The 24,867-nt window shown below is 65.4% G+C and carries 23 protein-coding genes; 3 read left to right on the forward strand and 20 right to left on the reverse strand.

The features are described from left to right. Window positions 1–2 precede the first annotated feature (2 nt). The 13 genes from GQ57_RS03320 to GQ57_RS03380 all read right to left on the reverse strand — a co-directional run bounded on the left by GQ57_RS03320 (window position 3) and on the right by GQ57_RS03380 (window position 14,124). A complete protein-coding gene (locus tag GQ57_RS03320; protein WP_031397083.1) occupies window positions 3–473 on the reverse strand; it encodes a F0F1 ATP synthase subunit B in 471 nt (156 codons plus the stop codon). A 127-nt stretch (window positions 474–600) separates the two neighbouring features. Continuing rightward, complete coding sequence (atpE, locus tag GQ57_RS03325; protein ID WP_025990054.1) at window positions 601–870, reverse strand: F0F1 ATP synthase subunit C; 270 nt, start codon at window positions 868–870, stop codon at window positions 601–603. 78 nt (window positions 871–948) lie between these two features. Next, window positions 949–1,800 carry a F0F1 ATP synthase subunit A gene (gene atpB, locus GQ57_RS03330; RefSeq protein WP_034197072.1) on the reverse strand — a complete coding sequence of 284 codons (852 nt, stop codon included), beginning with the start codon at window positions 1,798–1,800 and terminating at the stop codon, window positions 949–951. 112 nt (window positions 1,801–1,912) lie between these two features. Next, a complete protein-coding gene (locus GQ57_RS03335; protein ID WP_031397085.1) occupies window positions 1,913–2,449 on the reverse strand; it encodes an ATP synthase subunit I in 537 nt (178 codons plus the stop codon). A 563-nt stretch (window positions 2,450–3,012) separates the two neighbouring features. Beyond that, the gene (locus GQ57_RS03340; protein WP_034197073.1) at window positions 3,013–4,143 is read right to left on the reverse strand and encodes an SLC13 family permease; all 1,131 of its coding nucleotides are present in this window, start codon (window positions 4,141–4,143) and stop codon (window positions 3,013–3,015) included. Between the two features lie 10 nt (window positions 4,144–4,153). Further along, a complete protein-coding gene (locus GQ57_RS03345) occupies window positions 4,154–5,047 on the reverse strand; it encodes a ParB/RepB/Spo0J family partition protein (protein ID WP_031397087.1) in 894 nt (297 codons plus the stop codon). Between the two features lie 31 nt (window positions 5,048–5,078). Further along, on the reverse strand, window positions 5,079–5,858 hold the full coding sequence (locus GQ57_RS03350) for a ParA family protein (protein ID WP_031397088.1): 780 nt from the start codon (window positions 5,856–5,858) through the stop codon (window positions 5,079–5,081). Window positions 5,859–5,908: 50 nt separating this feature from the next. Next, window positions 5,909–6,595, reverse strand: coding sequence for a 16S rRNA (guanine(527)-N(7))-methyltransferase RsmG (gene rsmG, locus GQ57_RS03355; protein ID WP_034197074.1), 687 nt, complete (start codon window positions 6,593–6,595; stop codon window positions 5,909–5,911). Beyond that, entirely contained in the window at window positions 6,592–8,562 is a 1,971-nt protein-coding gene (gene mnmG / locus GQ57_RS03360; protein ID WP_034197075.1) for a tRNA uridine-5-carboxymethylaminomethyl(34) synthesis enzyme MnmG, read from the reverse strand. The genes rsmG and mnmG overlap by 4 nt, the downstream gene beginning before the upstream one ends. A 605-nt stretch (window positions 8,563–9,167) precedes the next feature. Next, a complete protein-coding gene (locus GQ57_RS03365; protein ID WP_031397091.1) occupies window positions 9,168–9,923 on the reverse strand; it encodes an ABC transporter ATP-binding protein in 756 nt (251 codons plus the stop codon). After that, window positions 9,923–11,707 (reverse strand): branched-chain amino acid ABC transporter ATP-binding protein/permease, encoded by a 1,785-nt coding sequence (locus tag GQ57_RS03370; protein WP_052001035.1) that lies wholly within the window; start codon window positions 11,705–11,707, stop codon window positions 9,923–9,925. Before GQ57_RS03370 ends, GQ57_RS03365 begins: the two co-directional genes overlap by 1 nt. A 4-nt stretch (window positions 11,708–11,711) precedes the next feature. Then, a complete protein-coding gene (locus tag GQ57_RS03375; RefSeq protein WP_031397093.1) occupies window positions 11,712–12,767 on the reverse strand; it encodes a branched-chain amino acid ABC transporter permease in 1,056 nt (351 codons plus the stop codon). Window positions 12,768–12,966: 199 nt separating this feature from the next. Then, entirely contained in the window at window positions 12,967–14,124 is a 1,158-nt protein-coding gene (locus tag GQ57_RS03380; protein ID WP_031397094.1) for an ABC transporter substrate-binding protein, read from the reverse strand. 227 nt (window positions 14,125–14,351) lie between these two features. Between GQ57_RS03380 and GQ57_RS38760 the strand changes: the two genes are divergently transcribed. Next, window positions 14,352–14,756 (forward strand): hypothetical protein, encoded by a 405-nt coding sequence (locus tag GQ57_RS38760; protein ID WP_152603177.1) that lies wholly within the window; start codon window positions 14,352–14,354, stop codon window positions 14,754–14,756. Window positions 14,757–15,255: 499 nt separating this feature from the next. Here the strand turns inward: GQ57_RS38760 and GQ57_RS03385 are convergent, their stop codons facing one another. From GQ57_RS03385 to GQ57_RS03410, 6 genes are all read right to left on the reverse strand, one after another. Next, the gene (locus tag GQ57_RS03385) at window positions 15,256–16,230 is read right to left on the reverse strand and encodes a branched-chain amino acid ABC transporter permease (RefSeq protein WP_031397095.1); all 975 of its coding nucleotides are present in this window, start codon (window positions 16,228–16,230) and stop codon (window positions 15,256–15,258) included. Further along, window positions 16,230–17,114 (reverse strand): branched-chain amino acid ABC transporter permease, encoded by an 885-nt coding sequence (locus GQ57_RS03390; RefSeq protein WP_031397096.1) that lies wholly within the window; start codon window positions 17,112–17,114, stop codon window positions 16,230–16,232. Before GQ57_RS03390 ends, GQ57_RS03385 begins: the two co-directional genes overlap by 1 nt. A 123-nt stretch (window positions 17,115–17,237) precedes the next feature. Further along, entirely contained in the window at window positions 17,238–18,437 is a 1,200-nt protein-coding gene (locus tag GQ57_RS03395) for an ABC transporter substrate-binding protein (RefSeq protein WP_034197076.1), read from the reverse strand. A 77-nt stretch (window positions 18,438–18,514) separates the two neighbouring features. Further along, window positions 18,515–19,270: an ABC transporter ATP-binding protein gene (locus GQ57_RS03400; RefSeq protein WP_031397098.1), complete on the reverse strand. Its 756-nt coding sequence runs from the start codon at window positions 19,268–19,270 to the stop codon at window positions 18,515–18,517. Beyond that, window positions 19,267–20,046 (reverse strand): ABC transporter ATP-binding protein, encoded by a 780-nt coding sequence (locus GQ57_RS03405; RefSeq protein ID WP_006477266.1) that lies wholly within the window; start codon window positions 20,044–20,046, stop codon window positions 19,267–19,269. The genes GQ57_RS03400 and GQ57_RS03405 overlap by 4 nt, the downstream gene beginning before the upstream one ends. A gap of 453 nt (window positions 20,047–20,499) precedes the next feature. After that, entirely contained in the window at window positions 20,500–22,182 is a 1,683-nt protein-coding gene (locus GQ57_RS03410; RefSeq protein ID WP_031397099.1) for a GMC family oxidoreductase, read from the reverse strand. 462 nt (window positions 22,183–22,644) lie between these two features. Here GQ57_RS03410 and GQ57_RS03415 point away from each other — a divergent pair, with 462 nt between their 5' ends. Together GQ57_RS03415 and GQ57_RS03420 are read left to right on the forward strand one after the other, a co-directional pair. Then, window positions 22,645–23,544, forward strand: a complete 900-nt coding sequence (locus GQ57_RS03415; protein WP_034197077.1) for a LysR family transcriptional regulator — start codon at window positions 22,645–22,647, stop codon at window positions 23,542–23,544. A gap of 136 nt (window positions 23,545–23,680) precedes the next feature. Further along, entirely contained in the window at window positions 23,681–24,214 is a 534-nt protein-coding gene (locus GQ57_RS03420; protein WP_031397101.1) for a class IV adenylate cyclase, read from the forward strand. A gap of 84 nt (window positions 24,215–24,298) precedes the next feature. Here GQ57_RS03420 and GQ57_RS03425 read toward each other — a convergent pair whose 3' ends face one another. Further along, window positions 24,299–24,784, reverse strand: a complete 486-nt coding sequence (locus tag GQ57_RS03425; protein WP_031397102.1) for an Lrp/AsnC family transcriptional regulator — start codon at window positions 24,782–24,784, stop codon at window positions 24,299–24,301. Between the last annotated feature and the right edge of the window lie 83 nt (window positions 24,785–24,867).

The following is a 24,867-nucleotide window of genomic DNA, read 5'->3' on the forward strand; positions in this document are numbered from 1 at the left end:
GATCAGAGCTCGGCTTTCAGTTGATTCAGCAGTTGGGCGTGGGCCGTTTGATCGACTTCGCGCTTCAGGATCTGCTCGGCGCCCTTAACCGCCAGCGTGGCAACTTCACCGCGCAGCGTCTCACGCGCCTTCACGATTTGCTGATCCGCGTCCGCCTTCGCCTGAGCGATGATGCGGGCGGCTTCGGCATGGGCTTGAGCCTTGATTTCTTCGGCAACGGCCTGCGCGCGCTTTTCAGCGTCGGCAATGCGTTGTTGACCGTCGTTACGGGCCTGCGCGAGTTCCTGATCGACGCGCTTGTGCGCCGCTGCGAGTTCCGCCTGACCCTTTTCCGCGGCCGAGAGGCCATCGGCAATTTTCTTCGAGCGCTCGTCGAGGGCGTTGATCAACGGGGGCCACACGAACTTCATCGTGAACCACGCGAGGATCAGGAACACGACCATTTGCGCAAACAGGGTTGCGTTAAGATTCACGGTGTTTCCTTATCTGCTATTCCGGAAATTGAAACGAGGAGGAGCGCGTCGAATGTGAATTCGATTGGCGCTCGTCATCCGTTCCACCCTGCGCCGGCGATCGCTGGCGCAAACCTTCCGAGGAACCTTAGCCTGCGAGCTTCGACAGGAGCGGGTTCGCGAATGCAAACAGCATTGCCACGCCGACACCGATCAGGAACGCCGCATCGATCAGACCAGCCAGCAGGAACATCTTCGTTTGCAGCGGGTTGATCAGCTCGGGCTGACGCGCGCATGCTTCGATGTACTTGCCACCCATCAGACCAATACCGATACAGGCGCCGATCGCACCGAGGCCGATGATGATACCGATACCGATAGCGGTCAGACCTTGGATGTTGGCGATGAAAGCTTGCATGATCACTCCTTTGTGAAAAGACTTGGAACTGGAATTAAAAGAAAAACTAAAAACAAACCTGCTTGATTGTCCGGCTGCTTAGTGCGATTCGTGAGCCTGGCCGAGATACACCAGCGTCAGCATCATGAAAATGAACGCTTGCAGCAAAACAATCAGGATGTGAAAGATCGCCCAGATGCTGCCCGCGAGGATGTGGCCGATGAAGCCCAGCACCGATGCGTCCGCACCGAAACCCCACATGCTGCCGAGCAACGCGATCAGCAGGAACAGCAGTTCGCCTGCATACATGTTGCCGAACAGCCGCATACCGAGCGACACGGTCTTGGCGACATATTCAACGATGTTCAGACCCAGGTTCGGGATCCACAGCAGCGGATGCGCACCGAACGGAGCCGACACGAGTTCATGCACGAAGCCGCCCGCGCCCTTGATCTTGATGCTGTAGTAGATCATCAGCACGAAGACGCCAAGCGCGATGCCGAGCGTGCCGTTCAGGTCGGCCGTCGGTACGATGCGATGATGCGGGATGACTTCCGACAGGCCCAGCAAACCGATCACGCGGCCCGGCAGGTCGACGGGGAGAAAGTCGAGGGAGTTCATCAACGCGACCCAAACGAACACGGTCAGCGCGAGTGGAGCAATGAAGGTACGATTGCCGTGAACGACCGCTTTCGACTGGTCTTCCACCATCTCGACGATCATTTCGATCATGCACTGGAAGCGCCCCGGCACGCCCGGCGTAGCCTTGCGGGCAGCCATGTACAGGATGAGGATCGTAGCGAGACCGCAGAAGATCGACCAGAACAGCGTGTCGAGATTCCAGACGTGAATATCGAAAATCGACGTCTGATGCGCGGTGGAGAAATTCTGCAAGTGGTGCGCAATGTACTCGGACGGATCCAGAGCACGCGAGCCTTCGCTGGTTGCCATATCGTTAGTGCCACCCAAATTGTCGAAAATCGGTCTATCCGCTTCGCCGCAACAATTTATTGCGGGAACGCGCCGGCGCATGTTCTTGTCGAACTGCGCAGGGTCTCACAGCCTATCGCCAGGCCAACGCAATCCAGTACGTTTTCAGCACGAGCAAGTACGTAATGAGCAACGGCACCCAGTGCACGCCGGGGTACCACACGGCAATCGCCACGAACAGCGCGATCGTCGCACCCATCTTGAGTACTTCGCCGACCACCCAACCCATCACGGTGTCGGCACCGCCTCGCCTCAAACGCGCCGCAAACAATGCGCTCGGCACCCAGCCAATCGCTCCGCCCAGAAATGCAGATTGCGCAGCGACGCCCGGCGGCTTCGAGGAAAACAGCCACCACGCCAGCGTTACAACCAAGGACAAGACCACTTGCGCGATCACCACCCGGTAGGGCGTGACCCGCGAGGGTCGGCTTACATCCGGCCCGAACAGCGTTTCCGCTTCGGCCCGCGTAAGCGGAACGATTGTTGTGTCGTCTTGCTGCTCGGCATCCCAATCGTCGGCGGCTACGTGCCGCGTCTCGACAACCGGTGCGGTATTGCGGCGTGCGCTGTGCTTGTCGTGCCCATTGTTCGGCTCCTCCTGACCCGCCATCGCAACCTTCCGCAAAATCCCAATCCGCCCCAATCTTTCCGAAAGCTTTCGGGGATGCCTAGCTAACAAATCCGGGCGATTGTAAGCGATAGTTGCAGGTGATTCAAGGCTTTAGACGCGACAAAAATCTGCGTAAAACGTCGCCTCATCATGTGAAACCGCGCGATTCGACGACGTACGATGACAGTTGTAAGGTCGCTTTTTTGCACCGGTATTTCCGGCCCGAAAAAGGTCCGGCGATGGCGGAATGGCACGGAAACGCCACCCGGGGCGGGCATCGGCCGGGCGGCACGGGCGCCGCCGCACATTCGCGGCGAAGCGGCTGGCGGTTCAGGCGCCGCGCGAAACGCCGGAACCCGCGAAAGATCGCGGCTGGACGGCCGCGCCGGAAGCGTGAAATCCGGCCCGACGCCGACGCATCGAATCCGCCAGTCAGTTGTCATGCCACCACAGTCGACACACTGTGAATGGCCGCACTTATCAACAGCCCGCAACCACCGCAAACGCTGTGCCCTCTTCGCACCACCCGAGCGGCACACCTGTGCCGATCGCATCCACCTCGCTCAGCCGTGGACGAGCAGCCACGCGCCCAATGCCGCGCTCGCAAGCGCGAACGGAATCGAGACGACGTGGAACGGCAGCCACATGCGCGGCTCCTTCGCGAGACGCACCGCGATCAGGTTCGCGAGCGAGCCGATCGCGAAACCGAAGCCGCCGACCGATACGCCGAACGCGAGTGCGCGCCAGTCGCGCGTGAACTCCGACAGCAGGATCGCAGCCGGCACGTTGCTGATCCCCTGCGACAGCACCGCGCCGGCCGCGAATACGCGCAGCGGCGAATCGAGTTGCGCATGCGCAATCGCGTCGTGCACGACCGGCAACGCAGCCGCGCTGCGCAGCACGACGAACATCAGTACGAAAATCAGCAGCAGCAGCCAGTCAATCTTCAGGACTGCGTCACGTTTGACGACGAGCAGCACGATCGCAACGGCAGCCAGCCCCGGCAGTGGATGATGCGCATCGGCAAGCAGCACGAATGCCGCGAACAGCACCGCCGCGATCAGCGCGTGCATGCGTTGTACGGGAATGGCGGCGACGTCGCCGGACAGGTCGAGCGGCTTCGCGCGAAAGGCGCACGCCGTCAGCACGAGCAGCAGCGCCATCAGCGCGAGCGCGAGCGGCCCGAGCGTCGTCACGAAGCGGCCGAACGACACGTCGCTCAATTGCCACAGGAACAGATTCTGGGGATTGCCGAGCGGCGTCGCGACGGACCCCGCGTTGACGGCCAGCGCGACGACGATCACGAGCCGCCGGAACGGCAGCGGCGTCAGCGCACGCAACGACACCATCAACGGCACGACGACGAACAGCGCGACATCGTTGGTGAGCCACATCGACAGCACCGCGGCGAACAGCACGAGCAGCATCGCGAGCCCGCGTTCGGAATGCACGTGATGCACGATGCGATGTGCGAGCCACATCAGGCAGCCGGACAGCTCGAGCGCCTTGGTCAGCATCAGCAGGCCCGCGAGCGTCGCGACCGTCTGCCAGTCGACGCGGCCGGCCAGTGCGGAAAATGGTTGCGGACGCACCCATTGCAGCAGGATCAGGCCCAGCGCGAGCACCGACAGCACGGGCTCCTTCGTCAGCCATCCGAGCCACCGGCGCGGCGCCGGTGCGCCCGTCTCGTCCATCGGCCGCCCGTTACTCTTCGGCCGCGACGTTACCGCGCAACCGCGCGAGAATGCCCTCGAGTGCATCGAGGTTGCCGAAGTCGATCAGGACCTGCCCGCGCCCACGGCGGCCGAGCTTGATCTTCACCGTCGACGCGAGCAGGTCCGACAACTCCTCCTCGAGACGGCGCGTATCGCGGCCGCCGTCGTCCTTCGCACGCGCCTTCACCGCCGGCGCTTCCTTCGTCGTATGTGCGACGAGCTTCTCGGTTTCGCGCACCGACATGCGCTTGTTGACGACCTGATGAGCCAGCGTGATCTGCGTCGCCGCATCGACGGCGAGCAGCGCGCGCGCGTGCCCCATGTCGAGATCCCCGGCCAGCAGCATCGTCTGCACCGGCGTCGCCAGGTTCAGCAGGCGCAGCAGGTTCGACACCGCGCTGCGCGAACGGCCGACCGATTCGGCCGCCTGCTCGTGCGTGAAACCGAACTCGTCGAGCAGGCGCTGGATGCCGTGCGCCTCTTCAAGCGGGTTCAGATCCTCGCGCTGGATGTTCTCGATCAGCGCCATCGCCGCGGCGGCCTGATCGGACACATCCTTCACCAGCACCGGCACTTCGTCGAGGCCGGCCAGGCGCGCCGCACGGAAACGGCGCTCACCCGCGATGATTTCGTATTTGTCTGACGAAATGGGCCGCACCAGGATCGGCTGCATCACGCCCTGCGCGCGAATGCTCGCGGCGAGCTCCTGCAGGCTGCCTTCGTCCATCCGCGTCCGCGGCTGATACTTGCCGGCCTGCAGCTTGCCAAGCGCCAGCGTGTTCGGCGCCCCTTCGATCTTCACCGCCTCGGTGATATCGGCACTGCCGCCGAGCAGCGCTTCGAGGCCACGTCCCAAGCCCTTCTTCTTTGGTACCGCGCTCATGTCTTTCTTCCTCGCTTCGCTCATATCCGGATCACGACACCTCGAACGTGCGAACGCGCTCGATCATCTCGGCGCCGAACTGCAGGTACGCTTGCGCACCGCGCGAGCTGCGGTCGAACACGACGCCCGGCAGCCCGTAACTCGGCGCTTCCGCCAGGCGCACATTGCGCGGAATCACCGCGTCGAACACCTTGTCGCCGAAGTGCGCTTTCAGTTGATCGGAGACTTGCTGCTGCAGCGTGATGCGCGGATCGAACATCACGCGCAGCAAGCCGATGATCTTCAGGTCGCGGTTCATGTTCGCGTGAACCTGCTTGATCGTATTGACGAGATCCGACAATCCTTCCAGCGCGAAGTACTCGCACTGCATCGGAATCACGACGCCATGTGCCGCACACAGCCCGTTCAGCGTCAGCAGCGACAGCGTCGGCGGGCAATCGATCAGCACGAAGTCGTAGTCGTCGCCAACGTGCTCGAGCGCGGCCTTCAGCCGGCGCTCGCGATTGTCGATGTTGATCAGTTCGATCTCGGCACCGGACAGTTCGCGGTTCGCCGGAAGCACGTCATAGGTGACGCCTTCCGGGCGCACGCGCGCCTCGGTCACCGACACGCCGTCAACCAGCACCTCGTACACGGTCGCTTCGCAGGCCGCCTTGTCGATCCCGCTGCCCATCGTCGCGTTGCCCTGCGGGTCGAGGTCGATCAGCAGGACACGTTGCTCATGCGCTGCAAGGCTTGCGGCGAGATTGACCGATGTCGTCGTCTTGCCGACGCCCCCCTTCTGGTTCGCAACGCAGAAGATCTTTGCCATCGTTGGTGTGTTCCTTTACCTTCAAACAAACAGCACGCTCTCGCGCGCCTTCAATTCGCTTCGTCGACGGCCACTTCGATCAGATGCCGTTCGGCATCGAGCATCGGCACCGACAGCCGCATCGTCTGCGTGACGCGGCTGCCTTCCGGCAACCGTGCAATCTCGTCGTCCGGATGGACGCCCTTCATCGCCCAGATCGATCCACCCGGTGCGACCAGATGTCGAGCAAGTTTAACGAAGTCGGATAGATCCGCGAAAGCGCGCGACACAATCATGTCGAATTTTTCCGGCACTTCGACACCCGGCTGAAGCGATTCAACCCGCCCGGTTACCACCGACAGGTTCGCGAGCTTCAGCTCCGCGCGCATCTGGGTCTGGAAAGCAGACTTCTTCTGCACGATATCGTTCAGCGTGACCTGCCAGCCCGGCTCGACAATCGCGAGCACGATACCAGGCAATCCGCCGCCCGAGCCGACATCGAGCACGCGGGCCGATGCGCGGCCGCGCAGATGCGGGACGATGGCAAGCGAATCGAGGATGTGCTGGATCAGCATCTGCTTCGGGTCGCGGATCGCTGTCAGGTTGTAGACCGCGTTCCACTTGCCGAGCAGCGCAACGTAGTCGAGTAGCTGGATGCGCTGGATATCCGTCAGCGCGAGGTCGAGCGCCGTCGTGCCCTCGACGAGCATCTGTTCCAGTACGTCCCGATTAACCGCCGGCGCGCGACGCGCCGTCATTGTTGCGTCGGGACAGCGTCGTCCCCCTGCTCCGTTGCCGCTCCGGCAGTGCCATTGCGACGGCCCAGGCCGCGGCGCTTCAGGTGCACCATCAGCAGCGAGATTGCCGCCGGTGTAACCCCCGAGATGCGCGATGCCTGCCCGATCGTTTCCGGGCGGAACTCGTTCAGCTTCTGGCTCACCTCGAAAGACAGGCCGCGAACTTCACGGTAATCGATACCGTCCGGCAGGCGCGTGTTCTCGTTCGCATCGTTGCGTTCGATTTCCGATGCCTGACGCTCGATATAGCCCTGATACTTGATGCCGATCTCGACCTGCTCCTTGATCTGCTCGAGCAACACCGGATCGTCGGCCAGCGGCTCCGCGGGGCCGCACTCGCCGCCCTTCAGGCCGCACACGCCGTCGTAGCCGATACCCGGCCGGCGCAGCAGCTCGGCGAGGCTGTATTCGTGGTCGATCGCCTTGCCGAGCAGCGCGGTCGCCTCTTCCGGCGGCAACGTCTTCGGCGTTACCCAGGTCGACTTCAAGCGTTCGGTTTCACGTGAAACAGCGTCGCGCTTGCGACTGAATGCGTCCCAACGCACATCGTCGACGAGCCCCAATTCGCGGCCGATCTCGGTGAGGCGCATGTCGGCGTTGTCTTCACGCAGGCTCAGGCGGTACTCGGCACGACTCGTGAACATCCGGTACGGCTCGGCGACGCCGCGCGTCACAAGATCGTCGACCAGCACGCCGAGGTAGGCCTGGTCGCGACGCGGGCACCATGCGCCCTTCTCCTGCACATAGCGGCCCGCGTTCAGGCCAGCCAGCAGGCCTTGCGCAGCCGCTTCTTCGTAGCCGGTCGTGCCGTTGATCTGGCCCGCAAAGAACAGGCCGTTGATCGCCTTCGTCTCGAGCGACGCCTTCAGCGCGCGCGGGTCGAAGTAGTCGTACTCGATCGCATAACCGGGGCGCAGGATATGCGCGTTCTCGAGGCCGCGCATCGAATGCACAAGCTCGAGCTGGACGTCGAACGGCAGGCTCGTCGAGATCCCGTTCGGGTAGAACTCGTTGGTCGTCAGCCCTTCCGGCTCGAGGAAGATCTGGTGCGACTCCTTCGATGCGAACCGGTGAATCTTGTCCTCGATCGACGGGCAATAGCGCGGCCCGACACCTTCGATCACGCCGGTATACATGGGCGAACGGTCGAGGCCGCCGCGAATGATGTCGTGCGTGCGCTCGTTCGTGTGCGTGACCCAGCACGGCAATTGCTGCGGATGCTGCTCCGCACGCCCCAGGAACGAGAAAACGGGGATCGGATCGAGGTCGCCCGGCTGCTCGTCCAGCTTCGAGAAGTCGATCGAGCGGCCGTCGATACGCGGCGGCGTACCGGTTTTCAGGCGGCCCTGCGGCAGCTTCAGCTCCTTCAGGCGCGACGACAGCGACACGGCTGCCGGATCGCCCGCGCGGCCGCCCGTGTAGTTGTTCAGGCCGACGTGGATCTTGCCGTCGAGGAACGTGCCGGCGGTCAGCACCACCGCACGGGCGCGGAAACGGATGCCGATCTGCGTGACGGCGCCCACTACCCGATCGCCTTCGACCATCAGGTCGTCGACGGCCTGCTGGAACAGCCACAGGTTCGGCTGGTTCTCGAGCCGGTGGCGAATCGCGGCCTTGTACAGGATACGGTCGGCCTGTGCACGCGTCGCGCGCACGGCCGGGCCCTTCGACGAATTGAGGATCCGGAACTGGATACCGCTCTCGTCCGTCGCGGCCGCCATTGCGCCGCCCAGCGCGTCGACTTCCTTGACCAGATGGCCCTTGCCAATGCCGCCGATCGACGGATTGCAGCTCATCTGCCCAAGCGTTTCGATGTTGTGGGTCAGCAGCAGTGTCTTCGCGCCCATTCGGGCAGACGCCAGCGCGGCTTCCGTGCCGGCATGGCCGCCACCGACGACGATGACGTCAAATTCTGTGGGAAAAAGCATGGTGGATTCCGTACGCAGGGCTGCGCACGAACCTATCAGAGAAATGTATGGGCCGAATTATAGCGGGTTCGCTTTTCACCCGAATGCCGTCCGAATGGTAGGGTCTGTGTATTTCGTCGTTTTTTCGACGATGGACTGCCAAACCGGCGGAGCCACGCCGATCACAGGCCATGCGTCCCGTCCGCCCGGCGCGCGCAGCGTCGCATCTGTGCAAAGAACCGCTCGCCGGGATCGCCCCCGATGAAACCCCGACAGATCGACGCCTGTGATCGGCACCACAGGCGGGACACGGCACGCTGTGCGCCCAACCTGCACATGCACTTCCCCACAGAATTTCCGACTGCTCGCCCAATACTTATCCCCTGGCGACACCGCTGCACATCAATGATCTGTGGAACGCGCCGTCGCCCGCTACTGCCGAACCACACTCAAGACCACACGCTTCACTGTGGATATCCTCGCCCGTCAACGCCGCACAGTACTTCCGACTGTCCGCCCTGCACTTATCCCCACGAGTGCAGGCCGTCAGCGCATCCCGCCTCCAAACAAAAACGGCGTGTTTCACGTGAAACACGCCGTCCGTTTCTCGCCGTCCACGTCGTCGATCAAGCCGTCTTCTTCGCCAACCCGAGATACGTCTCGATCACGCGCGGATTCTGCGCAAGCTCGGCGGCCACGCCTTCCAGTGCAAACTCGCCCGTCTCCAGCACGTAACCGTAGTCGGAGATTTGCAGCGCGGCCCGCGCGTTTTGCTCGATCAACAATGTCGCCACGCCCGTCCCGCGCAGTGCGCTGATGATATGAAAGATCTCCTTCACGATCAGCGGCGCCAGCCCGAGGCTCGGCTCGTCGAGCATCAACAGGTCGGGCTTGCCCATCAGCGCGCGGCCAACCGCGAGCATCTGCCGCTCGCCGCCGGATAGCGTGCCGGCCGCCTGCTTGCGCCGCTCCTTGAGCCGCGGAAACAGTGCGAACACGTGATCGAGCTGGTCGAGGAAGTTCGCTTCCCCGGCCTGCTTGCGCCGATACGCGCCCAGCACGAGGTTGTCCTCAACCGTCATCGTGCCGAACAGCTCGCGCTTTTCCGGCACGAGACACATCCCGCGCGCAACGCGCTGCTCGATCGGCAACGCACTGACGTCGTGGCCGCGATACACGACCGCGCCCGATGCGTGCCCGTTGACCGGCAAGGCTCCCATGATCGCGTTCAGCAGCGTCGACTTGCCCGCCCCGTTCGGCCCGATCACGCTGACGATCTGCCCCGCGCCTACCCGGATCGCCGCGCCGTGCAGCGCCTCCACCTTTCCGTATCGGACCGCCAGGCCGCGCACTTCGAGAATCGGCATCGTCGTGTCCGTCATCATTCCACTCCGCCCAGATACGCTTCGAGCACGGCCGGGTCCTGCTGCACGTCCTGCGGCAGCCCTTCCGCGATCCGCGTGCCGAATTCCATGACCACCAGCCGGTCGGTCAGATTCATCACGAAATCCATGTCATGTTCCACGAGCAACACGCTCATGCCTTCCGCCTTCAGCCGCCGCAACAAGTCGGCGAGTTGCTGCTTCTCCTGGTAACGCAACCCGGCCGCCGGTTCGTCGAGCAGCAGCAGCGTCGGGTCGCAGCACAACGCACGTGCGATTTCGAGAATCCGCTGCTGGCCGAGCGCAAGGCTGCCCGCCTCGTCGTACATGTGCTTTTCGAGCCCGACGCGCCGGATCTGGCGTGCGGCTTCGGCCAGCAACTGCGCTTCCTCATGCGCATTGAGTCGCGCAATGCTCCGCCAGACGCCAGTGTGGCCACGCAAATGCGCACCGATCGCGACGTTCTCGAGCACCGTCATCGCCGGCAACAGCTTCACGTGCTGGAATGTCCTGCCGATGCCGCGGCGGACGATCTGCCGCGATGTCAGCCCGTCGATGCGCTCGCCTCGGAACGTGATCGTGCCGCCGGTCGGTTTCAGCACCCCTGTCACGAGGTTGAACGTGGTCGACTTGCCCGCGCCGTTGGGGCCGATCAGCCCGATGATCTGCCCTGCTTTCACGTCGAAGCTGACATCGTTGACGGCCACGAGCCCGCCGAACTGCTTGCGTGCGTTGTCGACGACGAGCAGCGCTTCGCCGGCCACAGGCTTCGCGCGCTGCGGCAGCGGATCGGCATGCTCGGGCACGTGCGCACGCGGCCCGCGCGGGAACAGCCGTGCGACGAACGGCCAGACGCCCTGGCGCGCGTACTGCAGAAGCAGCACCATCAGCACGCCGAACACGATGATCTCGAAGTTGCCTTCCGAGCCGAGCAGCTTCGGCAGCAGCGTCTGCAGGTAGTCCTGCAGCACGGTCAGGATCGCCGCGCCGAGCACCGCGCCCCACACGTGCGACACGCCGCCGACCACGGCCATGAACAGGAATTCGATCCCGTGATTCAGCCCGAACGGCGTCGGGTTCACCGCGCGCTGCAGATGGGCATACAGGAAGCCCGACACGGCTGCGAGTACGGCCGCATAGACGAAGATCACGACGCGCATCCACGCGGTGTTCACCCCCATCGCCTCTGCCATCACGCCGCCGCCGCGCAGCGCGCGGATCGCGCGGCCCGGCCGGCTGTTCAGCAGGTTCTGCACCGACACGATCGCGGCCAGCACGACGGCCCAGATCACGAAGTACAGGCTGCGGCCGCTTTCTAGCTCGAGACCGAACAGGTTCAGCGCCGGGATCCCGTTGATCCCGTCGTACTTGCCGAGCAGCTCGAGGTTGCCGAACAGGTAGAACAGCGCGAGGCCCCAGGCGATCGTGCCGAGCGGCAGGAAGTGCCCGGACAGCCGCATCGTGACCGCGCCGAGCACGAGCGCGACGAGCGCCGTCAGCACGACGCCGACGATCAGCGCGAGCCACGGCGACACGCCGTACCGTGTCGTCAGGAACGCGGTCGCATACGCGCCGATACCGACGAACGCAGCCTGCCCGAAGCTCGTCATCCCGCCGACGCCCGTCAGCAGCACGAGCCCGATCGCGACGATCGCATAGAGGCCGATGTAGTTGAGCAGCGTGATCCAGTACTCGGGCACCTGCAGCGCGCCGGGCAGCACCGGCAGCGCGAACAGCACCACGAGAAACACCCAGAAGGTCTTGTTGCGTACCATCGTCTTCATCGTGTCACTCCTCTTCCTCTTCCGCATGCGGCGTCGCGAAGCTCCGCCACAGCAGCACCGGAATGATCAGCGTGAACACGATCACCTCCTTGTAGGCGCTCGCCCAGAACGACGAGTACGATTCGAGCACGCCGACGAGCAGCGAGCCGGCGGCCGCAAGCGGATAGCTGACGAGGCCGCCGATGATCGCGCCGACGAAGCCCTTCAGGCCGATCAGGAAGCCCGAGTCGTAGTAGATCGTCGTGAGCGGGCCGACGAGGATCCCGGACAGCACGCCGAGCCCCGCCGCGAACGTGAACGCGAGCCGCCCGGCCTCGGTCGTGCCGATGCCGACGAGCCGCGCGCCGAGCCGGTTCACCGACGTCGCGCGCAGCGCCTTGCCGGCGATCGTGCGGCCGAAGTACAGGTAGAGCGCACCGATCAGCACGAGCGCCGTGACGACGACCAGAATGCTCTGCACCGACACGGTCATGCTGCCGATCGCGACCGACGCATCCGAGAAGCCGTTGGTGCGCGAGCCCTCCGCGCCGAACATCACGAGCCCGAGGCCGACCATCGCGAAATGAACGGCGACCGACACGATCAGCAGCAGCAGCGTCGTGCCTTCGGCGATCGGCTGGTAGACGAGCCGGTAGACGAACGGCCCCATCGGCACGACGATCGCGAGCGTCAACGCGATCTGCGCGAGCATCGGCATCGGCTGGGCGGCAACGCTGCGCGTGATCGCGAACACCGCGAGCGGCAGCAGGATGTAGCGGCTGCCGAGCGTCGCAAGCGTGCGGCCGAGCTGATGGCGGCGTTCGCGATGCCGAATCAGCCCGCCGACTTCGAGCAGGAAGCACGCGATGCCCATCACGAACAGCAGCCAGCAGGTGGAGGGAAACTTCTGCGCCTGCAACGCCGCCAGCGTCAGCGCACCGTAGGCGACGAATTCGCCCTGGGGAATGAAGATCACCCGCGTGACGGAAAACACCAGTACGAGCGCCAGCGACAGCAATGCATAAATGGCGCCGGTCGTGATGCCGTCTTGCGCGAGGATCGCCGCAATCGAGAGATCCATACGTTTCGTGTATCGAAAATGCTGCGGAGCAACGGAGACGGAAACGGCCGGGGAACACGGACGGCAAGAGCGGCGCCTTGCAGGCGCCCCGCTGCCGGCCCCGGCGGTTCCACGCGGCACCGGCGCGGCCCGTCGGCCCGCGCCCTGCCGACGGCACGCACGGCGCCGTTGCGCCGCGCATGCCGGTTTCACGTGAGACTTACTCGGCCTGCAACTTCCACTTGCCGTCGACGATCTGCACCATCACGCGCGCACGCGTGTCGAAGCCGTTGTGATCGGTCGTCGTCGTGTTGATCACGCCGTGCGACACCGGCAGGTCCTTCACGCTCTCGAGCGACGCGCGCAGCGCTTCGCGGAATGCCTCGGTGCCCGGCTGGCCCTTCTTCAAGGCGTCCGGAATCGCACGCTGCAGCAGCAGCCCCGCATCCCACGCATGGCCGCCGAACGTCGACAGCGAACCTGCGCCGTACGCCTTCTCGTATGCGGCCTTGTACCCGAGCGCCGGCTTCTTCACCGGATTCGAATCGGGCAGCTGATCGGTCACGAGCACCGGGCCCGCCGGCAGGATCTCGCCTTCGCAATCCTTGCCGCACACGCGCAGGAAGTCGTTGTTCGCGACGCCGTGCGTCTGGTACACCTTGCCCTTGTAGCCGCGCTCCTTCAGCGTCTTGGCCGGCAGCGCCGCCGGCGTGCCGGAGCCGGCGATCAGCACCGCATCGGGATTCGAGCCCATCAGCTTCAGCACCTGCCCCATCACCGACGCGTCGGTCCGGTTGAAGCGCTCGTTCGACACGAGCTTCAGGCCGTTCTTCGCGGCCGCCGCGCTGAACGTGTTGTACCAGCTGTCGCCGTATGCGTCGGCGAAGCCGATGAAGCCGACCGTCTTCACGCCGTGCTTCGCCATGTAACCGGCGATCGCGTCGGCCATCAGCTGGTCGTTCTGCGGCACCTTGAACATCCACGCGCGCTTCGCGTCCATCGGCGCGATGATCTGCGCGCTCGCCGCGAGCGAGATCGTCGGCGTCTTGCCCTGCGATACGGGGTCGAGCATCGCGAGCGAGTTCGGCGTGACGGACGAACCGATGATCGCGTCGACGTGATCCTCGTCGATCAGCTTGCGCACGTTCTGCACCGCGCGGCTCGTGTCGGATGCGTCGTCGAGCACGATGTACTGCACGCTCTTGCCCGCGATCTCCTTCGGCAGCAGCGCGATCGTGTTCTTCTCCGGAATCCCGAGCGACGCGGCCGGCCCGGTGGCCGACAGCGTCACGCCGATCTTCACCTGCGCCGACGCCGTCGCCGCCGCGCACGCGAGGCCCACGGCAAGCACGGCCTCCATCCATCGATTCATTTTCATTTACGTTGTCTCCAAACGCTGCCCGAAAAGCCAGGGGTCGCCCGGGCGGCGCCCTGCTCCCCAAACAAGTTAATAATTTAACTATCTCGCCTTGCCACGCCTACGCTCGTTTTCCCGTGACACGCGGCATCCGTGACGGGGCCGGGCCGGCACCCCGCACGCGCGCGCGATCGGCCCGCCGAAACGGTCGTTCGACCGCCACGATGTGCAGCGGCGGTGTCGTCAGGATGAAGGAAGCGAAGAAACGCGGGAGCGCGCGAGCAATCGATGCGCGCACAACGATGATCGGCATGTCCGCCGATCCGGCCGGGCGCGACCCGAACCGCAAGCGGAACAGGATCGGCTGGCCGGTGGCTCATGCGACCGCACATCCGGCCGCGATTGCCGATACGGGTGCGGACGCAACGACCGGCAAGGACGCCCGGGCGCGCATACGGGCCGCAGGACGGCCCGGGAAAGCCGCGGGGACCATGGGCCCAGCCCACGACGAACGAGCGGCGCCAGCCGCCCTTCCTGCCCTGATCCATCGCCCTGCGCGTCTCATCCAACCGCACTCCCTCTTCTGCATTCTGCTTCCAGGAGAACTGCCGCCCGATTTTCCCGACCGCCCGGTCGGCGAAAGCCAAGTGTAACGGAGGCGTTTCGGACCCGCCAACCGGGTAAGCCCGAACGGCCGGCGCACGCGTGCACGCCGTTGCGGGCGGATACGACAAGGGGAAAACAGGAGGTGCGACGATGCGCGGAAATGGCGCGGCAAAAGCGCGGTGCGAACGCAGGCGCGGAACACGGAAACGGCGCAGGTCGATGCACCACGGGTGAAAATCCGTGCACAAAAATGAAAAAGCGCTGTTGGATTCCGTCCAACAGCGCTTTGGGGTCCGGGCACTTTGTGCCTCGATTGTCTCCTCGTTCTCCACCTGCAAATTCGTTTCGCGGTGCATCAGAACTGGGACGAAGATTAAAGGACCTTTCAAATCGCGACAACTTAGCATTTACCCCTATGGTGCATCGCCGCACGAAAATGGGGCGCCAGCCAGCCGCGCGGCGCCGTGTCGAGCCGGTTGCGACACCCTTCAGGAGCACGCCGGATGGTGCTTCGCATCAACGCGCGGCGGCCTGTGCGGCACGCACTCAGGAGGCCCTGAGCGGCTTGATCCGCGCGACCATTTCGCCGACGATGCCGCGCCGGAACGCGAGCACGCACGCGATGAAGATCAGCCCCGTGACGATCGTCGCCGATTCGCCCAGCGAGTGGAACCACGCGATGCCCGTCGTCGACGCGAGCCATTCGCCGATGTCGCCGAGCCGGTCTTCCAGCGCGACGATCAGCGCCGCGCCCAGCAGCGGCCCGAACAGCGTCCCCATCCCGCCGACAAGCGTCATCAGCACGACGAGGCCCGACATCGTCCAGTACGCGTCCGAGAGCGTCTCGAAGCCCAGCACGAGCACCTTCAGCGAGCCGGCCAGCCCCGCGAGCCCGGCCGACAGGATGAACGCGAGCAGCTTGAAGCGGTCGGTGTCGTAGCCGAGCGAGATCGCGCGCGCCTCGTTCTCCTTGATCGCGACGAGCACCTGGCCGAACGGCGAATGCACGACCCGCACGATGAACGCGCACGCGGCGACGACGACCGCCAGCACCACGTAGTACAGCGCGACGTCGTCCGACAGGTCGAGCAGCCCGAACAGATGGCCGCGCGGCACGCCCTGCAGGCCGTCCTCGCCGTGCGTGAACGGCGCCTGCAGGTAGATGAAGTAGACCATCTGCGCGAACGCGAGCGTGATCATCGCGAAGTAGATGCCCTGCCGGCGGATCGCGAACAGCCCGACCACGAGCCCGAGCAGCGTCGCCGCGACGGTGCCCGCCAGCACGCCGAGCTCCGGCGTGAAACCGAGCGTCTGCAGCGAATAGCCGGTCGCATAGCCGGCCGTCGCGAGAAACATCGCATGGCCGAACGACAGCAGCCCCGTATAGCCGATCAGCAGGTTGAACGCGGCCGCGAACAGCGCGAACGCGAGCACCTTCATCACGAACACCGGATACGCGCCGATGAACGGCGCGGCGAGCAGCGCGGCGAGCAGCACGCCGTAGAGCACTTTTCTCTGCATCATTTTTCCTTGCCGAAGAGGCCCGCCGGGCGGAACAGCAGCACGATCGCCATGATCACGAACACGACGGTGGCCGACGCTTCGGGATAGAACACCCGCGTGAAGCCCTCGATCACGCCGAGCAGCAGGCCCGTGACGATCGAGCCGAGGATCGAGCCCATCCCGCCGATCACGACCACCGCGAACACGGTGATGATCATCGGCTGGCCCATCAGCGGCGACACCTGGATCACCGGCGCGGCCAGCACGCCCGCGAACGCGGCGAGCGCGACGCCGAAGCCGTAGGTGAGCGTGATCATCATCGGTACGTTCACGCCGAACGCCTCGACGAGCTTCGGGTTCTCGGTGCCGGCGCGCAGGTACGCGCCCAGGCGCGTCTTTTCGATCACGAACCACGTCGCGAGGCATACCGCGAGCGACGCCACCACCACCCATGCGCGGTAGTTCGGCAGGAACATGAAGCCGAGATTGGTCGCGCCGGAAAGCTGCGACGGAACGTCGTACGGCTGGCCGGACGAGCCGTAGATCGACCGGAACACGCCTTCGACGACCAGCGTGAGGCCGAACGTCAGCAGTAGCCCGTACAGGTGATCGAGCTTGTACAGCCAGCGCAGCATCGAGCGCTCGATCACGATCCCGAACGCGCCGACGACCAGCGGCGCCAGCACGAGCATCGCCCAGTAAGGCAGCCCGAAATACGACAGCCCCATCCACGCGAGCATCGCACCCAGCATGAACAGCGCGCCGTGCGCGAAGTTGATCACGTTGAGCAGCCCGAAGATCACCGCGAGCCCGAGGCTCAGGATCGCGTAGAACGAGCCGTTGACGAGCCCGAGCAGCAACTGGCTCAGCATCGCCGGCAACGGAATGCCAAAGATTTCCATCGACTTAGCCGTCAGAATGAGTTTCGTTGCGCATGCAACCTTATGGCATTGCGTACGCGGGCGGCGCAGCGGGCGCTTCGCTGCCGCCTGACGGCGCGCCGTTCGCGCGCCGCCAAACCGCGCTTACTTCCAAAGCGCGCAGCGCGATTCCTGCTTGGTCGCGAACGCCTGCTCCCCCGGAATCGTCGCGAGCACCTTGTAGTAGTCCCACGGCTCCTTCGATTCCGACGGCTTCTTCACTTCCATCAGGTACATGTCGTGGATCATGCTGCCGTCCGTGCGGATGTAGCCCTTCGCGTAGAAGTCGTTGATGCGGATCTTCTTCAGCTCGGCCATCACCTTGTCGGAATCGGTCGTGCCGGCGGCCTGCACCGCCTTCAGGTAGGTCGTCACCGACGAGTAATCGGCCGCCTGCAGGCTCGACGGCATCTTCTTCATCTTGCCGAAGTAGCGCTGCGCCCACTGGCGCGACGCCGAATCGCGGTTCCAGTACCAGCTGTCGGTCAGCACGAGGCCCTGCGTCGTCTCGAGGCCGAGGCTGTGCACGTCGTCGATGAACATCAGCAGCGCGGCGAGCTTCATCGTCTTCGTGATGCCGAACTCCTTCGCGGCCTTGATCGAGTTGATCGTATCGCCGCCGGCGTTCGCGAGGCCCAGGATCTGCGCCTTCGACGACTGCGCCTGCAACAGGAACGACGAGAAATCCGACGCGGACAACGGGTGGCGCACCGTGCCGAGCACCTGGCCGCCGTTCGCCTTCACGACATCCGACGTGTTCTTCTCGAGCGCCTTGCCGAACGCGTAGTCGGCGGTCAGGAAGAACCACGTCTTGCCGCCCTGCTTCACCACCGCCGAACCGGTGCCCTTCGCGAGCGCCATCGTGTCGTACGCGTAATGCACGGTGTACGGCGTGCACTGCTCGTTGGTCAGTGTGTCGGCGCCCGCGCCGATGTTGATGTAGACCTTCTTCTTCTCGGCCGCGACCTGGTTCATCGACAGCGCGGTGGCCGAGTTGGTGCCGCCGACCAGCAGGTCGAGCCCGCCGCGATCCATCCATTCACGCGCCTTCGACGCCGCGATGTCGGCCTTGTTCTGGTGATCGGCATAGACGACCTCGATCGGCTTGCCGAGCACCTTGCCGCCGAAGTCGGCAACCGCCATGCGGATCGCCTCGAGGCCGCCCTGCCCGTCGATGTCCGCGTAAAGCCCCGACATGTCGGTGATGAAACCGATCTTCACGGTATCCGCGGCCTGCGCGGCGCCGGCGGCAAACGCGGCGGTCGCGAGCGCGAGACAGGCGTGCGCGAGGGTCTTCATTTTCATTGACGTCTCCTGTTGTTCTGATGCGTTGTGGTTATTCGAGGGCCGCCACGGCTAGCGGCAAGGGATACGGAGCGGCGTCACACCCCGAGCAGGTCGTGCAGCGTCGGCATCTTCCCTTCCAGTTCGGATGCCTGGAAATGCTCGACGATGCTGCCGTGCTCCATCACGTAGAAGCGGTCGGCGAGCGGCGCGGCGAAGCGGAAATTCTGTTCGACCATCACGATCGTGTAGCCGCGCGCCTTCAGCGCGACGATCATCCGCGCGAGCGCCTGCACGATCACCGGCGCGAGGCCTTCGGAGATCTCGTCGAGCAGCAGCAGGTTCGCGCCGGTGCGCAGGATCCGCGCGACCGCGAGCATCTGCTGCTCGCCGCCGGACAGCCGTGTGCCCTGGCTCTGCCGGCGCGACGCGAGGTTCGGGAACATCGCGTAGATCTCGTCGAGCGACATCGCGTGCTCGCGCGGCCCGATCGGCGGCGGCAGCATCAGGTTTTCCTCGCACGACAGGCTCGAGAAGATGCCGCGCTCCTCCGGGCAGTAGCCGACGCCGAAATGCGCGATGCGGTGCGTCGCGAGGCCGATCGTTTCGTTGCCCGCGACCTTGATCGACCCGCTGCGGCGGCCCGTGAGGCCCATGATCGCGCGCAGCGTCGTGGTGCGGCCCGCGCCGTTGCGGCCGAGCAGCGTGACGACCTCGCCGCGATGCACGGTCAGGTCGACGCCGTGCAATATGTGGGATTCTCCGTACCAGGCCTCCAGGCCCGTGATCTCCAGCGCGGGCGTACCGCTTTCGACGCCGCTCAATTCGCGTTCCTCCCGTTCGCTGTGCTTCATGCGTGCGCCCCCGCGAGCGCCGCATCGGCGCTGCCCATGTAGGCCTCGATGACGAGCGGATTCTTCGACACCTCCGCATACGAGCCTTCGGCCAGCACCTCGCCGCGCTGCAGGACGGTGATCGTGTCGGAGATGCCCGCGATCACGTTCATGTTGTGCTCGACCATCAGGATCGTGCGGCCGCTCGCGACCTTCTTGATCAGCGCGGTCACGCGGTCGACGTCCTCGTGGCCCATCCCCTGCGTGGGCTCGTCGAGCAGCATCAGTTCGGGTTCCATCGCGAGCGTGGTCGCGATCTCCAGCGCGCGCTTGCGGCCGTATGCAAGCTCGACGGTCGGCACGTGCGCGAAATCGGTGAGACCGACCTGCGTGAGGAGATCCATCGCGCGATCGTCGAGCCGCTTCAGCGTGCGTTCGCTGCGCCAGAAATGGAATTCGGTGCCGAGTGCGCGCTGCAGGCCGATGCGCACGTTCTGCAGCGCGGTCAGGTGCGGGAACACGGCCGAGATCTGGAACGAACGGATGATGCCGCGCCGCGCGACCTGCGCGGGCCGCTCGTCGGTGATGTCGATGCCGTTGAAGACGATCTGCCCGGCCGTCGGCGTCAGGAACTTGGTGAGGAGGTTGAAGCAGGTCGTCTTGCCCGCGCCGTTGGGCCCGATCAGCGCATGGATCGCACCGCGACGCACCCGCAGGTTCACGCCGTTGACGGCCGTGAAGCCCCTGAACTCCTTGGTCAGTCCGCGTGTTTCGAGAATCGTGTCGCCGAGAATCATGTTCCCTTCCGTACGAAGTCAGGCGAAGCACCGGGAAGATTCGCGCAAGCGGCCGCGAAACAGGTCAGCGGATGAGCGGGCTGCCCCGGGGCGCCGTGTCACGCCCCGAGGGTGGTCTCCCGCGCCGACGCGTATGCACGCTGCGCCACATTGTCTCGCCGTTGGTGCAGTGCAATCATCGGGATTTGCACTTATAGGGCTGTCCGCCATGCCGCATGCGGCTGTGCACGATTTTTCGCCCTGTCTTTCGACGCGTGCGTCATCGCCCTTCGCCCCTTCACGCGGGCCCGCGGGCACGCAACGAAAAAGCCGCGCGGAGGCACGGCCTGCGGCAATCCTGCCCGTCGAACCGATGCCATCGGCACGGTCGATACGAAGGCAGCATGTTTGTTTCGCATAGCGAATCAGCGGGCATCATCATGACGGGCCGCTGGCGCGCATGTCGGCGTTCCGTCACGGGGCCGTCACTGCCTCCGGTCGCACCGGCGCCGCATCGCGTGCCGCGCGGCGATCGGCGCGGATCATGTCGCTCGCGCGCTCGGCGATCATCAGCGTCGGCGAATTGGTGTTGCCCGACGTAATGAACGGCATCACCGATGCATCGACGATCCGCAGCCCCGCGAGGCCGCGTACGCGCAGCCGGCTGTCGACCACCGCGCGGTCGTCGTCGGCGCGCCCCATCCGGCAGGTGCCGACCGGATGGAAGATCGTCGTGCCGACGGCGCCGGCCGCCTCCATCAGCTCGGCCTCGCTCCGGTACCGCGCGCCCGGCAGGATTTCCTCGGGGCGATAGCGCGCGAGCGCCGGCGCGGAGGCGATCCGGCGCGTGAGGCGCAGTGCGTTCGCGGCGACGTGGCGATCGTGATCGGTCGACAGGTAGTTCGGCGCGATCACGGGCGCGCTGCCCGGGTCGGCGCTCGCGATGTGCACGCTACCGCGCGACGTCGGCCGCAGGTGGCACACGGATGCCGTAAACGCGTTGAAGCTGTGCAGCGGCTCGCCGAATCGGTCGAGCGACAGCGGCTGCACGTGGTATTCGAGATCGGGGCGCGTGAGCGCCGGATCGTCCGGATCGGATTTCGCGAACGCGCCGAGTTGCGACGGCGCCATCGACATCGGCCCGCGCTGCAGCAGCGCATATTCGGCGCCGATCATCAGCTTGCCCCACCAGTGCGCGGACAGCGTGTTGAGCGTGCGCACGCCTTCGACGCGAAACGCCATGCGCAACTGCAGGTGATCCTGCAGGTTTTCGCCGACGCCCGGCAGATCCTGCACGACGTCGATGCCGAGCGCCTGCAGCCGCCGGCCGTCGCCGACGCCCGACAGTTCGAGCAGTTGCGGCGAATTCACGGCGCCTGACGTCAGCAGCACTTCCGAGCGCGCCCGCGCGACGTAGTCGGTGCCGTCGCCGCGATACTCGACGCCGGCCGCGCGCCGCCCGTCGAAGATCACGCGCCGGGCCTGCGCGCCGGTGATCACGGTCAGGTTCGGGCGCGCCATCGCGGGCCGCAGGAACGCCTTCGAGGTATTCCAGCGCACGCCGCGTTTCTGGTTGACTTCGAAATAGCCGACCCCGGCGTTGTCGCCGCGGTTGAAATCGTCGGTTGCCGGGATGCCGGTTTGTTGCGCGGCCTGGGCGAACGAATCGAGGATTTCCCAGCTCAGCCGCTGTTTCTCGACCCGCCAGAAGCCGCCTGCGCCATGCGCGTCGCTTGCGCCGGCGTGATGATCCTCGCTGCGTTTGAAGATCGGCAGTACGCTGTCCCATGACCAGCCGGCATCGCCGGTTTCCTGCGCCCAGCTGTCGTAATCCTCTCGCTGGCCGCGCATGTAGATCATGCCGTTGATGGACGAGCAGCCGCCGAGCACGCGCCCGCGCGGATACGACAGCGCCCGGCCGTTGAGCCCTGCTTCGGGCTGCGTCTTGTACAGCCAGTCGGTGCGCGGGTTGCCGATGCAATACAGATAGCCGACCGGGATATGGATCCAGTGATAGTCGTCCTTGCCGCCTGCCTCCAGCAGCAGCACGCGGATGTCGGGATCCTCGGTCAGGCGGTTCGCGAGTACGCAACCCGCGGTGCCTGCGCCGACGATTACGTAGTCGAATTCGACTTCCAGCGTTCGTTCTGTTGTCATTTTGTGTCTCCTGTCGACCCGCGTTAGCGCTTTAGCGCTTACGCGGGTCCCATGGCGTGGCTGGATGGAGTTGGCGCTTCAGCGCCTACTCCATCCCCACGGCGGTCGATCCGCGTTAGTGCTTCAGCGCTTACGCGCGCCGCATGGCGTCGCGGGATGAAGCTGGCGCTTCAGCACCTACTCCATCCCCACGGCAGCCAACCCACGTCAGCACCTCCGCACTACCCCGCCCCCACTGCACGCCTGAATTGGAGCCAACCCTTCAGCCCCACACCCATCCGATACAACTCTCGTCCTTATGCACCGCACAGCGCGATACCACGCGTCCTTTCCAGCATAGTGCGTCGCGAGCCGCGCTTGCGACACCGCACGCCACGACCCGACGAAGCGTACTCCGGCTGCCGGGCGCCGATCCAATGAGTTATGCTGAACTGCGTTATAAGCCGCGCTCATATCACGACGATGGATCTCACCCTGCTCCGAGCGTTCGCGACGGTCGCGCGCGAAGGCAACCTGACGCGCGCCGCAGCGCAATTGCACCTGACGCAGCCGGCCGTCAGCCTGCAGATCAAGCATCTGCAGGAAACCCTGGGCGTGGCGCTGTTCACCCGCACGTCGCGCGGGCTCGCGCTCACGCGCGACGGCCAGACGCTGCTGCCGCATGCGGAGCGCGCGCTCGCCGCGGCCGCCGACGTGCAGCGCGCCGCTGCTGCGCTGCGGCACGAGGTGCGCGGCCGGCTGCGGATCGGCACGATCCTGGATCCCGGCTTCCTGCGGCTCGGCGGCTTCCTGCGCGCGCTCGTCGAGACCCATCCGCAGATCGAGACGGCGCTGCGGCACGGGATGTCGGGCTGGGTGATCGAACAGGTGCGCGCGCAGACGCTCGACGTCGGCTACTACATCGGCCGGCCGGGCGAACACGATCCGCTCGACGGCGCGCAGTTCCAGACCGTCACCCTCACGCATTTCCAGTATCGCGTGCTCGCGCCGGCCGGCTGGAAGGAGCGCGTGCATCGCGCGCACGACTGGCGGGCGCTCGCGGCGCTGCCGTGGATCTGGACGCCGCCGGCGTCCGCGCACCACCGGCTGTTGTCGCGGCGCTTCGCGAACGCCGGCGCGCAGCCGGTGAAGGTGGCCGAGGTCGACCAGGAGCAGTCGATGCTCGATCTCGTCAAATCGGGCATCGGGCTGACGCTCGCGCGCGACGCGATCGCGCTGGCCGAAGCGCACGCGCATGCGCTGACGATCGTCGAGCACGTGACGGTGCCGACCGAGCTGACGTTCGTCACGCTCGCCGAGCGGCGCGACGAACCGGCGATCGCGGCCGCGCTGCGGCTGATCGAAGCCCAGTGGGCGATATGAGCGATGCTGATGATGGCCGGCCGGGCCCGCGCGCGTCATCTCGCCGCGCCCCCGGCCCGCCGTCACGCCACCATCCCCGCGTTTTTGCTAGATTGTGCGTTCGCACACCGCGAGACCCCGATCGAAGGAGACCCGCATGGCCCGCAACATCGAGATCAAAGCCCGCGCCCGTGAATTCGACTTGCTCCGCGAACAGGCGGCCAGGCTCGCGACCGAAGCGCCGCTGTTCTACCGCCAGCAGGATTTCTTCTACGACGTGCCGCGCGGTCGGCTGAAGCTGCGCCGCTTCGAGGACGGCACGCCGGCCGAGCTGATCTTCTACCAGCGCGACGACCGCGACGGCCCGAAGGCGTCGTACTACACGCGCAGCCCGGTGACGAACCCCGACGCGATGCATGCGCTGCTCGCCACCGCGCTGACCACGCGCGGGATCGTGACGAAGGAACGGCACGTGTATCTCGCGGGCCGCACGCGCATCCACCTCGACCGCGTCGACGGCCTCGGCGATTTCATCGAACTGGAAGTCCTGCTCGGCCCCGATGACGACGAAGCCGGCGGCGAAGCCGAAGCACACGACGTATTCGCGAAGCTCGGCGTGTCGCCGGACGATCTCGTCGCGGTCGCGTATGTCGACCTGCTGAACGCCGACACGCAGCACGAATCCGCGTGATCCGGCGTTGAACCCGGCGGCGCAGGACGCACCGCCGCGGCCGGTTCCCTGCGGCAACGGGCGCGCGCCGGTCCGCCCGCCGCGTCAGGCGGCGCCGGGCGCCAGGTGCGCGAGCGGCAGCGCGCCGTTGCGCTTGAAGGTCGTCAGCACGATGTTCGAGCGCACGCTGTCCACGCCCGGCACACGCATCAGCTTCTTCATCACGAACTGCGACAGCGCATTCAGGTCGGGCGCGACGATCCGCAGCAGGTAGTCGGCATCGCCCACCACCGCGTGGCATTCGAGCACTTCGGGCAGCACGTCGATCTGCTGCTGGAACTGCTCGATGATCGAATCGCCGTGGTGCTTGAGCTTCAGGCTCGTGAACGCGGTCACGCCGAGCCCGAGCCTTTCGGGCCGCAGCATCACACGGTAGCCCTCGATCACGCCGGCCGCCTCGAGCCGCTGCAGCCGCCGGCCGATCTGCGAAGGCGACAGCGGCACCTCCTCGCCGAGCTGCTGATGCGTCGCGCGACCGGAGCGCTGCAGCACGTCCAGCAGCGCGAGATCGAAGTGATCGAGTTCCACCATGAGAATTCTCCGCATTGATTCGTGATTTGATGCGCGATTATCGCATCAACAAGCCAAAACGCGCCAATATTGCGCCCTTTCCG

Source organism: Burkholderia sp. MSh2 (assembly GCF_000731655.1).
GTDB classification, from domain to species: Bacteria; Pseudomonadota; Gammaproteobacteria; order Burkholderiales; family Burkholderiaceae; genus Burkholderia; species Burkholderia paludis.

Excerpts from the sequence above, each read along its gene's own strand:
- atpE (WP_025990054.1), bottom strand. The coding sequence starts at position 870 with ATGCAAGCTTTCATCGCCAACATCCAAGGTCTGACCGCTATCGGTATC.
- atpB (WP_034197072.1), bottom strand. The coding sequence starts at position 1,800 with ATGGCAACCAGCGAAGGCTCGCGTGCTCTGGATCCGTCCGAGTACATT.
- GQ57_RS03335 (WP_031397085.1), bottom strand. The coding sequence starts at position 2,449 with ATGGCGGGTCAGGAGGAGCCGAACAATGGGCACGACAAGCACAGCGCA.
- GQ57_RS03340 (WP_034197073.1), bottom strand. The coding sequence starts at position 4,143 with ATGGACGAGACGGGCGCACCGGCGCCGCGCCGGTGGCTCGGATGGCTG.
- GQ57_RS03345 (WP_031397087.1), bottom strand. The coding sequence starts at position 5,047 with ATGAGCGCGGTACCAAAGAAGAAGGGCTTGGGACGTGGCCTCGAAGCG.
- GQ57_RS03350 (WP_031397088.1), bottom strand. The coding sequence starts at position 5,858 with ATGGCAAAGATCTTCTGCGTTGCGAACCAGAAGGGGGGCGTCGGCAAG.
- rsmG (WP_034197074.1), bottom strand. The coding sequence starts at position 6,595 with ATGACGGCGCGTCGCGCGCCGGCGGTTAATCGGGACGTACTGGAACAG.
- mnmG (WP_034197075.1), bottom strand. The coding sequence starts at position 8,562 with ATGCTTTTTCCCACAGAATTTGACGTCATCGTCGTCGGTGGCGGCCAT.
- GQ57_RS03365 (WP_031397091.1), bottom strand. The coding sequence starts at position 9,923 with ATGACGGACACGACGATGCCGATTCTCGAAGTGCGCGGCCTGGCGGTC.
- GQ57_RS03370 (WP_052001035.1), bottom strand. The coding sequence starts at position 11,707 with ATGAAGACGATGGTACGCAACAAGACCTTCTGGGTGTTTCTCGTGGTG.
- GQ57_RS03375 (WP_031397093.1), bottom strand. The coding sequence starts at position 12,767 with ATGGATCTCTCGATTGCGGCGATCCTCGCGCAAGACGGCATCACGACC.
- GQ57_RS03380 (WP_031397094.1), bottom strand. The coding sequence starts at position 14,124 with ATGAAAATGAATCGATGGATGGAGGCCGTGCTTGCCGTGGGCCTCGCG.
- GQ57_RS38760 (WP_152603177.1), top strand. The coding sequence starts at position 14,352 with ATGAAGGAAGCGAAGAAACGCGGGAGCGCGCGAGCAATCGATGCGCGC.
- GQ57_RS03385 (WP_031397095.1), bottom strand. The coding sequence starts at position 16,230 with ATGCAGAGAAAAGTGCTCTACGGCGTGCTGCTCGCCGCGCTGCTCGCC.
- GQ57_RS03390 (WP_031397096.1), bottom strand. The coding sequence starts at position 17,114 with ATGGAAATCTTTGGCATTCCGTTGCCGGCGATGCTGAGCCAGTTGCTG.
- GQ57_RS03395 (WP_034197076.1), bottom strand. The coding sequence starts at position 18,437 with ATGAAAATGAAGACCCTCGCGCACGCCTGTCTCGCGCTCGCGACCGCC.
- GQ57_RS03400 (WP_031397098.1), bottom strand. The coding sequence starts at position 19,270 with ATGAAGCACAGCGAACGGGAGGAACGCGAATTGAGCGGCGTCGAAAGC.
- GQ57_RS03405 (WP_006477266.1), bottom strand. The coding sequence starts at position 20,046 with ATGATTCTCGGCGACACGATTCTCGAAACACGCGGACTGACCAAGGAG.
- GQ57_RS03410 (WP_031397099.1), bottom strand. The coding sequence starts at position 22,182 with ATGACAACAGAACGAACGCTGGAAGTCGAATTCGACTACGTAATCGTC.
- GQ57_RS03415 (WP_034197077.1), top strand. The coding sequence starts at position 22,645 with ATGGATCTCACCCTGCTCCGAGCGTTCGCGACGGTCGCGCGCGAAGGC.
- GQ57_RS03420 (WP_031397101.1), top strand. The coding sequence starts at position 23,681 with ATGGCCCGCAACATCGAGATCAAAGCCCGCGCCCGTGAATTCGACTTG.
- GQ57_RS03425 (WP_031397102.1), bottom strand. The coding sequence starts at position 24,784 with ATGGTGGAACTCGATCACTTCGATCTCGCGCTGCTGGACGTGCTGCAG.